The sequence below is a fragment of the Variovorax sp. 20P10.2.4 genome (genome assembly GCF_058244205.1).
This window is the reverse complement of record NZ_JBZAYE010000192.1, coordinates 1-11,782: the sequence shown is the minus strand read 5'-3', so window position 1 is coordinate 11,782 and position 11,782 is coordinate 1. Positions and strand designations below refer to the sequence as shown.

Here is an 11,782-nt window from a genome sequence, read left to right as displayed (position 1 = left end):
TTCCGCAACCGCACCCAGGTCGCGCACCGCGAGCGCGACATCAGCGAGCGCTACCTGCTGCAGGTGCGCGATGCGCAGGGCAGCGTCGTGCCCGATGCCGAGGTCGCCGTGCAGGCCGCGAACGGCGCCGCGATGTGGGCCCGCACCGACGCGGGCGGACGCGCCTGGCTGCATCCCAAGGCCTTCGATGCCGAGCCGAGCCCGGTCTATGAAGTGACCGTGCGCAAGAACGGCCGCCAGGCGACCTCGTTCCTGCGCCGTGGCCAGAAGAATGCGGTCGACGTGGTGCTCGAGCGCCCCGGCGCCCGCCCCGCGCGCGCGCAGCTCGACCTGGTGTTCCTGATCGACGCCACCGGCTCGATGGGCGACGAGATCGCCCGCCTGCGCAGCACGCTGCGCGACATCGCCGACCAGGTCGCACGCCTGCCGAGCCGTCCCGACACCTGCTTCGGCCTCGTCGCCTACCGCGACCTCAGCGACGAGTTCGTGGTGCGCCGGCACGACTTCACCAACGACCTCGATGCCTTCCAGGGCGCGCTCGACGCGCTGCAGGCCGCGGGTGGCGGCGACTATCCCGAGGCGATGAACGAGGCCCTGCACGAGACGGTGCAGCGCCTAAGCTGGCGCGGCGACGACACCACGCGGCTCGTCATGCTGCTGGCCGACGCGCCGCCGCACCTGGACTACCCCGGTCCGCAGTACGACGACAGCATGGCCGCCGCGCTCGGCAAGGGCATCAAGGTGCTGAGCGTGGGCGCCTCGGGGCTCGACAAGCAGGGCGAATACATCCAGCGCCAGATCGCGCAATACACCGGCGGGCGCTTCGTGTTCCTGACCTACCGGAACGCCGCCGACCCCGCGAGCGGCCCGGGCACGCAGACCGTGCACGACGTGGGCAACTACTCGGTGCAGACGCTCGACAAGCTGGTGGTGCGGCTGGTGTCCGAGGAACTCGGCAAGCTGCCGGGCGCGCAAGCTTCGCGCGGTGGTTGAACTGTGCCAAAAGCCTGGGCTATAATCGCGGGCTCGGCTCTTTAGCTCAGTCGGTTAGAGCGATGGAATCATAATCCACAGGTCCGCGGTTCGAGTCCGTGAAGAGCCACCACACAAAAGAGAAGCCCGCTGTCCATCGGACAGCGGGCTTTTTCTTTGGTCCTGCCGCTGGCTTGCACCAGCGACTGGTCTGCACATCAGTTCACATCGGGACTGCGCTTGGGCACATCGTTGAGCACGGGAGCCTTCCGCTCGCCCGGCCGAGTCCCCGGATGACGCGCGGCCCTCGACGCATGGGCCGCCAGCGCCTCATTGACCGCGCGCGGCGACAGCAGCTGCACCTTGCGGCAGTTGCTGCACTGGTAGGCGCGCAGCCAGGGAAAGAACCGCATCCAGGTGCTGCGCTCGATCCGGTTCAGATGGGTCACGCTGCATTGACAGCAGGTAAAAACCGACATTGTGTTGATACCTGAGTATTAATGGTGAACCCTTATTATTGCGCTCCAATGTGACAAAAGTCACGGTGCGAATGCCATCAAGACGTAAAGTCTGTTTCGTGACGCTCGAGTCTCTTTTCGAGCGTCCAGTCTGCGCGGCAGGTGCGCGCAGCAGCTCTGGAGACGTGAAATGCCCATGGACTTTCTTCGCCGCATCGAAGACGCCTCGTTCCCGCTGGTCATCGCCGACGAAAAGGACGTCCGCAGCGCGATCGTTCTGGAAGCCGCCGGGATGATCAAGGCGCAGTTGCCGAACCCGGAGCGACCGGACGCCCGCCCGGCGGTGATCTTTGCCATCACGCCGCTGGGCCGTCGACGCCTCAACGAGGGTGCCGCCCCACCCTGAGCGCGGCGCACCGCCTCACCACGCCACCGTGCGCCCCCGGTAGTCGAGGTATTCGAGCCCGGGCCGCCCACGCTTCGCGAGCATCACCTCGACCAGGCTCGGCACGCTCTGCTCGATCGTCAGCCGGCCCTCGGGCCCGCCCAGCTCGGTGCGCACCCAGCCGGGCGCCATCGCCAGCAGGGCACGCGGCGTTCCGGCCTGGCGCGCGGCAAAGCTGCGCAGCAACTGGTTCAGCGCCGCCTTGCTGCCGCGATAGACCTCGCGCTGGCCCGTCTCGTTGTCGGCGATGCTGCCCTGTCCCGACGACATGACGCCGATCAGGCCGTCCGACGGGACATTGCCCGCGAGGCTTTCCACCACCCGCATCGGGCTCAGCGCATTGGCGACCATGAGGTTCACGAAGTCCTCGGTCGAGACCTCGCCGATGGTCTGGGTCGGATCGGGGTTGGTGGTGCCGGCATTGACGAACAGGATGTCGAACCGGCGGCCCGCCAGCCGCTCGCGCAGGGCCCAGATCTGCCCGGGGTGCGTGATGTCGAGCGACTCGATCTCCACGCGGCCGGGATGCGCGTCGGCCAGGTCGTGCAGCAGGGTGCGGGCCGTTCCGCGGACCGTGCCCATGACCTTCCAGCCCTTGTTCAGGAATTCGGCCGCGATGGCATGGCCGAGACCGCGCGAGGCGCCGACGACGAGGATGTTGTGTTGCGGATGGGACATGAGGCGTGCTCCTTTTCTTCGGGACTGCGATGCCACGAATTCTGGGCACGCCCTCTTCCTTGCACCAGACGCCTGGCCTGCAACCAACGATTGCATTGAACGCCACGCCTGGCCACTCCTGCCCTATGCTGGCGCCATGCCCCGCGTCGACCTCAACCTGCTGCCCGCCCTCGATGCCCTGCTGACCGAGGGCAGCGTGACCGGCGCCGCGCGGCGGCTCGGGCTCAGCGTGTCCGCCATGAGCCGCACGCTCATGCGCCTGCGCGAGGCCACGGGCGACCGGCTCCTGCTGCAGGCCGGCCGCGGCCTGGTGCTCACGCCCTATGCGATGCAGCTGCGCGAACGCATCCCGGCGCTGGCGCGCGAGGCGCAGGCCGCGCTGGCCCCGGCCGACCATGCGCTGCAGATCGCCACGCTCGACCAGTGCTTCACGCTGCGCGCCGGCGAGGGCTTCATCGACCTGCTCGCCGCGCCCCTGCTGGCGCGGATCCGCCAGGCCGCGCCGCAGGTGCGGCTGCGCTTCGTGCCCAAGCCCGACTGGGACGCCCGGCCGCTGCGCGAGGGCGGGATCGACCTGGAGATCGGCACCCTCAGGACCACGGCGCCCGAACTGCGCACGCGCCGGCTGTTCCGCGACCGCTACGTGGGCGTGTGCCGCAGCGGCCATCCGCTGCTCGACGAGACGGAGATCGCCGCCGAACGCTATGCGGCCTGCGGCCACGTGGTCGCCTCGCGCGCCGGCGAGATGGACCACCCGGTCGACGAAGCGCTGGCCGCGCGGGGCCTGTCACGGCAGGTGGCGATGGTGGTGCCGGCCTACACCCACGCGATGCAGGTCGCGCGGCAGTCGGACCTGCTGGCCGTCATCCCGCACTCCTGCCTCGGCAATCGGTTCACGCCCGGCCATGCTGCGGCCCTGGGCCTGCGGCACTTCGAGCTGCCCGTGCCCACGCCGCCCTTCAACGTCTCGGCGATCTGGCATCCGCGGCTCGACCAGGAGGCCTCGCATCGCTGGCTGCGCGGCGAGGTGCTGGCGCTGTGCGAAGCCGCCTATCCCTGAGCGGCCAGCGGCTCAGGCCGCCACGGCCTCGCGCGCCGGCGCGACCTTCGACGGCACCGGCATGTGCGCCGACCACTCGATGATCTCGAGCCGCCCGTCCGCATGCTCGGCCAGCGCCGTGAGGCTCTCGACCCAGTCGCCGTCGTTGCAGTAGAGGATGCCGTCGATGTCGCGCATCTCGGCATGGTGGATGTGGCCGCAGACCACGCCCTGCGCGCCGCGGTTGCGGGCCTCGCGGGCCACGGCGTTCTCGAAGTCGCCGACGTAGCTCACGGCGCGCTTGACCTTGCCCTTGAGGTACTTCGACAGCGACCAGTACGGCAGCCCCAGCCGCGCGCGCAGCGAGTTGAGGTGGCGGTTGAGCTTGAGCGTGAATTCGTAGAGCGAGTCGCCCACGTAGGCCAGCCACTTGGCGCACTGGATCACGCCGTCGAACAGGTCGCCGTGGATGATCCAGAGCTTGCGGCCGTCGGCGGTCTCGTGGATCCATTCCTCGGCGACGTCGATGCCGCCGAAGTTGTGGTTCAGGTACTTGCGCGCGAACTCGTCGTGGTTGCCCGGGATGAAGATCACGCGCGTGCCCTTGCGCGCCTTGCGCAGCAGCTTCTGGATCACGTCGTTGTGCGCCTGCGGCCAGTACCAGTGCCGCTTGAGCTGCCAGCCGTCGATGATGTCGCCGACCAGGAACAGGGTCTCGCACTCGGTGTGCTTGAGGAAGTCGAGCAACGCCCGCGCCTGGCAGCCCGGCGTTCCGAGGTGCAGGTCGGAGATCCACAGCGTTCGAAACCGCTGCATCGGCCGCGAAACGTCCTCGTCCTCCGCCTCGGGGGGGCGGGCATCGGTGTCGCGCCATGCGCGCAGAAAAGCATCGTCGCGTTGCATGGACCGATAGGTTGGCTGTCTTGCGTGACCTGGCCATGGCAAGTGCGTGACATCCCGATGACGTCCCCACGCGCGCGCGGCCCACAATCGCGCGATGCGCCCTGGCCAGATCATCGTCCTCGCGACCCCCGTCTTCTTCCTGCTGATCGCGATCGAGTTCGCGGTCGGCCGCGTGCGCGCGCGCCGCGGCACGGGTCAGGACACCTACCGCCTCGCCGACGCGGTCAACAGCATCGGCCTGGGCATGCTGAGCCAGATCAGCGCGGTGCTCACCGGCCTGCTGCGCATCGGCATCTACACCGCGGTGTACTCGGCCGTGGCGCTGTTCCCCGACACCGACTTCTGGACCACCTGGTACGGCTGGCTGCTGGCGCTGGTGTTCTACGACTTCTGCTACTACTGGCTGCACCGCATGGGCCACGAGTCGGCCGTGCTGTGGGCCGCGCACGTGGTGCACCACCAGAGCCAGCACTACAACCTGTCGACCGCGCTGCGCCAGACCTCGAGCGGCGCGCTGCTGGGCTGGATCTTCTACCTGCCGATGGCGGCCGCGGGCGTGCCGCCACTGGTGTTCGCCGTGGTGTCGCTGGTTGACCTGCTCTACCAGTTCTGGGTCCACACCGAGCAGGTCGGCAAGCTCGGCTGGTTCGACCGCTGGTTCTGCTCGCCCTCGAACCACCGCGTGCACCACGCGGTCAACGACCGCTACCTCGACCGCAACTACGGCGGCATCCTGATCGTCTGGGACCGGCTGTTCGGCAGCTTCAAGGAAGAGGACGAGCGCTGCGTCTACGGCACGCGCAGCCCGCTCGCGAGCTGGGACCCGCTGTGGGCCAACGCCGAGGTCTACTGGGGCCTGGCCAAGGATTCGTGGCATGCGCGCAGCTGGGGCGACAAGCTGCGCGTGTGGCTCAAGCCGCCGGGCTGGCGGCCGGCCGACGTGGCGGCGCGCTTTCCGAAGCCGGCCTTCGACATCGCGCAAGTGCGGCGCTACGAGCCCGAAGTGGGCCGCGGCGCGCAATGGTTCGCGGGCGTGCAGTTCCTGCTGCTGCTCGCGGCCGTGGCGGTGTTCCTCTGGTTCTCCGACGGCATGCCGCTCTCGCGCTCGAGCGTGTGGCTGGCCGCGCTCACCGCCGCGCTGTGGGCCATCGGCGGCGTGCTGCAGGGGCGGCTCTCGATCGCCGAGGCCCTGCTGGTGGAAGCCGCGGCGCTGGCGACCGCGAGCGCCGCGCTCGGCCTGCCATTGCTGCACCACGCGACCAAGCCGCTGGCGCTCGCGATCGCGGTCTTCATCGCCGCGCGGCGCGCGCTGGCGCGGCCCGGCGGCATGACGCGCTTCGACCTGCTGCTGGTCGCGGGCCTGGTCGGCTCGCTCGCGGGCGACGTGCTGCTGATGGGCCCGGCCTCGCTGTTCGTGCCCGGCCTCGTGTGCTTCCTGCTCGCGCACCTGGCCTACATCGGCGTGTTTCGCCTCGGCGTGGGCTTCTTCCCGCGGCCCGCGGCGCTGGCGGTCACGCTGGCGATCGGCGCGGCGATGTATGCCTTCCTGTGGCAGGGCGGGCTGCCGGCCGCGCTGCGCATCCCGGTCGCGCTCTACGTACTGGTGATCGCCTGCATGGCGGCCCAGGCGCTGGGCCGGGCCTTCGTACTGCGCGAGGCTGCCGCGGGCTGGGTGGCGGCGGGCGCCTGCTGCTTCATGCTGAGCGACGCGCTGCTCGCGACCAACCGCTTCGTGGCGCCGCTGCCGCTGGCGCAGCTGTGGGTGCTCGCGACCTACTACGTGGCGCAGACGCTGATCGTGCGGCACGCGCGGACGCCGGGCTGACGCCGTGCGCCAGCGGTCGCGTCAGTCGTGGCAGCGCTGGATCTCGACCGTCGAGTGACGGATCTCCTCGTGCATCGAGAAGCAGGCCCGCACCTGGTCGGCCGTGAGCGTGGCCGAATGGGTCACCACCGTGAGCGCGCAGGCATAGGCCTCGCGGCCCACGCGCCACACGTGCAGGTCGGCCACGCGCGTGAGCGAATCGGCCAGGCCGGCCTCGATGCCCTCGCGGATCTCCTCGGCCACCGGGTGGTCCATCTCGCGGTCGAGCAGCACCTTGCCGGTTTCCTTCAGCAGCCCCTTGGCCCAGACCGCGACCAGCACCGCGCCGACGATGCCCATCGCCGGGTCGAGCCAGGCCCAGCCGTAGAACCACCCGCCCAGCAGCGCCGCGATCGCGAGCACCGAGGTCGCGGCATCGGCCACGACATGGATGTAGGCCGAGCGCAGGTTCAGGTCGTGGCCGTGCTCGCCGTGCGCGTGGCGATGGTCGTGATCGTGGTCGTGCGCATGCCCGTGGTCGTGGCCAGGGTGGTGGTGCGCCCCGCCCAGCAGCCGCGCGCAGACCAGGTTGACCACCAGCCCCAGCACCGCCACCGAGATCGCCTCGGGATAGTGGATCGCCGAGGGCGACCACAGCCGCTCGAGCGAGCCCACCACCATCAGCGCCGCGATGCCCAGCAGCACCAGCGCGCTCGCGAAGCCGCCGAGCACCTCGATCTTCCAGGTGCCGAAGGCGAAGCGCGGGTCGCGCGCATAGCGCCGCGCGGCCGCATAGGCGAAGGCGCTGAGGCCGATGGCCAGCGCGTGCGAGCTCATGTGCCAGCCGTCGGCCAGCAGCGCCATCGAGTTGAACCACCAGCCGGCGCCGATCTCGATCGCCATCATCGCGGCGGTGATCCACATCACGAGCCGCGTGCTGCGCTCGGCGCGTTCGTTGTCGCTGCCGAAGTGGTGCTCGTGCTGCCAGGCGCTCAGGTCATGGGTGTGCATGGTGAAAAGTCTCTCAGCTGCCGAACAGGTCCTGGCCCTCGGCGCGGCTCGATGGCGGCGTCACGCCGAGGTGGCGGTAGGCCGCCAGCGTGGCGATGCGCCCGCGCGGCGTGCGCTGCAGGTAGCCCTGCTGGATCAGGTAGGGCTCGATCACGTCCTCGATGGTGTCGCGCTCCTCGCCGATGCTGGCCGCGACGTTGTCGAGTCCCACCGGGCCGCCGTCGAAGCGGTGCACCACGGCCTCGAGCAGCTTACGGTCCATCAGGTCGAAGCCCTGCGGGTCGACGTCGAGCATGGCCAGCGCCTTGTGCGCGATCTCCTCGGTGATGCGGCCGTCGCCCTTGACCTCGGCGTAGTCGCGCACGCGGCGCAGCAGCCGGTTGGCGATGCGCGGCGTGCCGCGCGAGCGGCGCGCGATCTCGAAGCCGCCGGTCTCGTCGGTCTCGACCTTGAGCAGGCCGGCGCTGCGGCGCACGATCAGCGCGAGCTCCTCGGGCGTGTAGAACTCCAGCCGCGCGACGATGCCGAAGCGGTCGCGCAGCGGGTTGGTGAGCATGCCCGCGCGCGTGGTGGCGCCCACCAGCGTGAAGGGCTGCAGGTCGAGCTTGATGCTGCGCGCGGCCGGGCCCTCGCCGATCATGATGTCGATCTGGTAGTCCTCGAGCGCCGGGTAGAGAATTTCCTCGACCACCGGACTGAGCCGGTGGATCTCGTCGATGAACAGCACGTCGTTGGGCTCGAGGTTGGTCAGCAGCGCCGCCAGGTCCTTGGGCTTCTCGAGCACCGGGCCCGAGGTCTGGCGCAGGTTCACGCCGAGCTCGGCCGCGATGATGTGCGACAGCGTGGTCTTGCCCAGGCCCGGCGGGCCGAACAGCAGCACGTGGTCGAGCGCCTCGCGGCGCTTGCGCGCGGCGCCGATGAAGATCTCGAGCTGCTCGCGCACCTTGGCCTGGCCGACGTACTCGTCGAGCAGCTTGGGGCGCAGGGCCCGTTCGATCGCCTCCTCGTTGGGCGAGGCGGGCGCGGCGGACACCACGCGTTGCGGGGCGGGGGCGAAGTCGTCGGTCTGGATGGTCATGGGCGCGGGGGGTGCGGCGAGTTTAGTGGCTGCATCGCCGCCGCGGACGGCCCGCGGCCCCGGCGCCACGAGGGCCTTTCGCGGGCTTTTGCAGGCGGGACCTGCGCCTACAGGAGCGCTCGCCTGCACTGGCAGAATGCCCCGACCAGAATGAAGAGGGGATCACGACAGTGTCGATCTACGAACTGAAGCCGCGTTTCCAGGCCCTGCTTCGGCCGCTCGTGGTCGGACTGCATGCACGGGGCGTCACTGCCAACCAGGTCACGCTGAGCGCCTGCGTGGTCTCGGTGGCCATCGGGCTGTGGCTCTACCTGGCCGCGCCCTCGCTCGCGGCCTTCGGGCTGATCCCGGCCTGGATGTTCCTGCGCATGGCCTTCAATGCCATCGACGGCATGCTGGCGCGCGAGCACCACCAGCAAAGCCGGCTCGGCGCCTTCCTCAACGAACTCACCGACGTGGTCTCCGATGCCGCGCTGTACCTGCCCTTCGTGCTGGTGCAGCCCTTCAGCCCGTTCTGGGTCGGCACCGTGATCGTGCTGGCCGGCCTCAGCGAATTCGCCGGCGCGCTCGGCCCCACGGTCGGTGCCTCGCGCCGCTACGATGGGCCGCTCGGCAAGAGCGACCGCGCCTTCGTGTTCGGCGCGCTCGGCCTCTACGTGGCGCTCGGCGGCCCGCTGCCGGGCTGGACCGCGCTGCTGATGCCGCTGCTGGCGCTGCTGGTGGCCTGGACCGTGGTCAACCGCGTGCGCCGCGCACTCGCCGAAGCCGAGGCCGCGGACGGCACCACACCAAAACAAACAACAGGGATTCAATGAACGACAACACCACCGACACCGGCGCCTCGCCGTCTCCGCTCACGCAACGGCCGCTGGCCGAGCGCCAGTTCCGCACCCACGACGGCGAATCGCTGTTCTATCGCCACTGGCCGGCCACCGGCCCCGCGCGGCGCGGCGCCATCGTGCTGTTCCACCGCGGCCACGAGCATGGCGCGCGCATGGCGCACCTGGTCGACGAGCTCGACCTGCCCGATTTCGACGTCTTCGCCTGGGATGCGCGCGGCCACGGCCGCTCGCCGGGCCAGCGCGGCTACAGCCCCAGCTTCGGCACCTCGGTGCGCGACGTGCAGACCTTCGTGCAGCACATCGTCGGCGCGCACGGCGTGGCCGAGCACGACATCCACGTGATCGCGCAGAGCGTGGGCGCGGTGCTGGTCGCGACCTGGGCCCATGACTACGCGCCCAAGGTGCGCGGCCTCACGCTGGCCTCGCCGGCCTTCAAGGTCAAGCTCTACGTGCCGTTCGCGCGGCCGGGCCTGGCGCTGATGCACAAGCTGCGCGGCCTGTTCTTCGTCAACAGCTACGTCAAGGCCAAGTTCCTCACGCACGACCCCGCGCGCATCGCGAGCTACGAGAGCGACCCGCTGATCACGCGGCCGATCGCGGTCAACATCCTGCTCGGCCTGTACGAGGCGGCCGACCGCGTGGTGGCCGATGCGAACGCGATCACGCTGCCGGTGCAGCTCCTGATCTCGGGCGCCGACTGGGTGGTGCACCACAAGCCGCAGCACCAGTTCTTCGAACGGCTGGGCAGCGCGGTCAAGACCAAGACGGTGCTGCCGGGCTTCTTCCACGACACGCTGGGCGAGAAGGACCGCGCACCCGCGGTGCAGGCCATCCGCGAATTCGTGCTGCGCCTGTTCGACGAGGCACCCGCGCCGGTCGACCGCCGCGGCGCCCACCTCGAGGGCGAGACCGCCGAGGAATCGCGCGCGCTGGCCGCGCCGCTGCCGGCGCTGTCGCCGCGCGGCCTCTACTGGTCGCTCACGCGCGCCGGGTTGCGCTTCGGCGGCGGCCTGTCCGAGGGCGTGAAGCTGGGCCACGACACCGGCTTCGACTCGGGCAGCACGCTCGACTACGTCTACCGCAACGTCGCGCAGGGCAAGGGCGCCATGGGCCGCGCGATCGACCGCAACTACCTCGAGGCCATCGGCTGGCGCGGCATCCGGCAGCGCAAGATCCACGTCGAGGAGCTGCTGCGCATCGCGATGGAGCGGCTGGCCGAGATGCACCGCGAGGTGCGGCTGATGGACATCGCGGCCGGCCATGGCCGCTACGTGCTCGACGCGGTGCTCGCGAGCCCGGTCAAGGCCAGCTCGATCCTGCTGCGCGACTACAGCGAGATCAACGTGCGCGACGGCCGCGCGCTGATCGCCGAGAAGGGCCTGGAGGACGTCGCCCAGTTCGTGCAGGCCGACGCCTTCGACCGCATGAGCCTCGCGAGCGTCACGCCGCGGCCCACGCTGGCGGTGGTGTCGGGGCTGTACGAGCTGTTCCCCGACAACGAGATGGTGCGGCGCTCGCTCGCGGGCGTGGGCGACGCGGTGGAGGACGGCGGCTGGCTGGTCTACACCGGCCAGCCCTGGCATCCGCAGCTCGAGATGATCGCGCGCGCGCTCACCAGCCACCGCCAGGGCGAGGCCTGGGTGATGCGCCGCCGCACGCAGGTCGAGATGGACCAGCTGGTGGAGGAGGCGGGTTTCCGCAAGATCGACCAGCGCAGCGACGAGTGGGGCATCTTCACCGTCTCGCTGGCCCGGCGCACCGAGCACTGAGCGGGCCCGCAACGCCATGCGTGCCTGGTTCGCGGCAACACCCTGGAAGCGTGCCGCCGGCTGGCTGGTGCTGCTGGGGCCGCTGTTCTACCTGACCTACGGCCTCGCCAACTGGTGGGCCACCACGCGCGCGCAGGTGCCCTCGATGGCCTTCGCGTGGGAACGCCAGGTGCCGTTCTGGCCCTGGACCATCTTTCCCTACTGGACCATCAACGTCTTCTACGCGCTGTCGCTGTTCCTCGCGCGCGACCGCCACACGCTCGACCGCCACGGCGCGCGGCTGGTCAGCGCCACGCTGATCGCCTGCGCCTGCTTCGTGATCTGGCCGCTGCACTTCAGCTTCGGCCAGCCCGCGGTCGAGGGCGCGCCGGCCTTCCTGTTCGCGGCGCTGCGCGGCTTCGACCAGCCCTACAACCAGGCGCCCTCGCTGCACATCGCGCTGGCGGTGATCCTGTGGGACTGGTATCGGCAGTTCATCCGGCCGCGTTGGGCGCGCCTCGTGCTGCACCTGTGGGCCTTCGCGATCTGCGCCTCGGTGCTGACCACCTGGCAGCACCATTTCATCGACATCCCGACCGGCGCGCTGCTGGGCCTGGTCTGCATCTGGCTGTGGCCGCTGCGGCGCACGGTCTCGCTGCCGCGCGCCTGGCGGCTCGCACGCGACCCGCAACGCTGGAAGCTCGCGGCCTGCTATGCGCTGGGCGCGCTGGCCTGTCTCGCGCTCGCGCTGTGGGGCGGCGGCTGGGCGCTGTGGCTGGCCTGGCCCGCGGCCTCGCTGGCGCT

Annotated in this window: 12 protein-coding genes and 1 tRNA gene; 8 read left to right on the top strand and 5 right to left on the bottom strand. The window is 70.3% G+C overall.

Going from position 1 to position 11,782, the window contains the following annotated elements:
• Positions 1-993 (top strand): vWA domain-containing protein (locus AC27VN_RS18875; protein WP_490877502.1); only part of this gene is annotated, 993 nt, incomplete at its 5' end.
• Positions 994-1,028: 35 nt separating this feature from the next.
• Positions 1,029-1,105, top strand: a tRNA-Met gene (locus AC27VN_RS18870).
• 85 nt (positions 1,106-1,190) lie between these two features.
• Here AC27VN_RS18870 and AC27VN_RS18865 read toward each other — a convergent pair.
• Complete coding sequence (locus AC27VN_RS18865) at positions 1,191-1,421, bottom strand: hypothetical protein (RefSeq protein WP_490877501.1); 231 nt, start codon at positions 1,419-1,421, stop codon at positions 1,191-1,193.
• A gap of 199 nt (positions 1,422-1,620) precedes the next feature.
• Here AC27VN_RS18865 and AC27VN_RS18860 point away from each other — a divergent pair, with 199 nt between their 5' ends.
• On the top strand, positions 1,621-1,836 hold the full coding sequence (locus AC27VN_RS18860; RefSeq protein ID WP_296798419.1) for a hypothetical protein: 216 nt from the start codon (positions 1,621-1,623) through the stop codon (positions 1,834-1,836).
• A 15-nt stretch (positions 1,837-1,851) separates the two neighbouring features.
• Here the strand turns inward: AC27VN_RS18860 and AC27VN_RS18855 are convergent, their stop codons facing one another.
• Positions 1,852-2,553, bottom strand: a complete 702-nt coding sequence (locus tag AC27VN_RS18855) for an SDR family NAD(P)-dependent oxidoreductase (RefSeq protein WP_490877500.1) — start codon at positions 2,551-2,553, stop codon at positions 1,852-1,854.
• A gap of 136 nt (positions 2,554-2,689) precedes the next feature.
• Here AC27VN_RS18855 and AC27VN_RS18850 point away from each other — a divergent pair, with 136 nt between their 5' ends.
• On the top strand, positions 2,690-3,613 hold the full coding sequence (locus AC27VN_RS18850) for a LysR family transcriptional regulator (RefSeq protein ID WP_490877499.1): 924 nt from the start codon (positions 2,690-2,692) through the stop codon (positions 3,611-3,613).
• A gap of 12 nt (positions 3,614-3,625) precedes the next feature.
• On the opposite strand, the gene AC27VN_RS18845 is transcribed toward AC27VN_RS18850, so the two are convergent.
• Complete coding sequence (locus AC27VN_RS18845) at positions 3,626-4,495, bottom strand: UDP-2,3-diacylglucosamine diphosphatase (protein WP_093347983.1); 870 nt, start codon at positions 4,493-4,495, stop codon at positions 3,626-3,628.
• 94 nt (positions 4,496-4,589) lie between these two features.
• Here AC27VN_RS18845 and AC27VN_RS18840 point away from each other — a divergent pair, with 94 nt between their 5' ends.
• On the top strand, positions 4,590-6,320 hold the full coding sequence (locus AC27VN_RS18840) for a lysoplasmalogenase family protein (protein ID WP_490877498.1): 1,731 nt from the start codon (positions 4,590-4,592) through the stop codon (positions 6,318-6,320).
• 21 nt (positions 6,321-6,341) lie between these two features.
• On the opposite strand, the gene dmeF is transcribed toward AC27VN_RS18840, so the two are convergent.
• Together dmeF and ruvB are read right to left on the bottom strand one after the other, a co-directional pair.
• Positions 6,342-7,310, bottom strand: coding sequence for a CDF family Co(II)/Ni(II) efflux transporter DmeF (gene dmeF, locus AC27VN_RS18835; protein WP_490877497.1), 969 nt, complete (start codon positions 7,308-7,310; stop codon positions 6,342-6,344).
• A gap of 13 nt (positions 7,311-7,323) precedes the next feature.
• Complete coding sequence (gene ruvB, locus AC27VN_RS18830; protein ID WP_208513869.1) at positions 7,324-8,388, bottom strand: Holliday junction branch migration DNA helicase RuvB; 1,065 nt, start codon at positions 8,386-8,388, stop codon at positions 7,324-7,326.
• A gap of 170 nt (positions 8,389-8,558) precedes the next feature.
• Here ruvB and AC27VN_RS18825 point away from each other — a divergent pair, with 170 nt between their 5' ends.
• From AC27VN_RS18825 to AC27VN_RS18815, 3 genes are all read left to right on the top strand, one after another.
• Entirely contained in the window at positions 8,559-9,203 is a 645-nt protein-coding gene (locus tag AC27VN_RS18825; protein WP_490877496.1) for a CDP-alcohol phosphatidyltransferase family protein, read from the top strand.
• The gene (locus tag AC27VN_RS18820; protein WP_490877495.1) at positions 9,200-10,999 is read left to right on the top strand and encodes a bifunctional alpha/beta hydrolase/class I SAM-dependent methyltransferase; all 1,800 of its coding nucleotides are present in this window, start codon (positions 9,200-9,202) and stop codon (positions 10,997-10,999) included. The genes AC27VN_RS18825 and AC27VN_RS18820 overlap by 4 nt, the downstream gene beginning before the upstream one ends.
• A 16-nt stretch (positions 11,000-11,015) precedes the next feature.
• Positions 11,016-11,782: phosphatase PAP2 family protein (locus tag AC27VN_RS18815; protein ID WP_490877494.1), on the top strand; the 767-nt coding region annotated here is incomplete at its 3' end.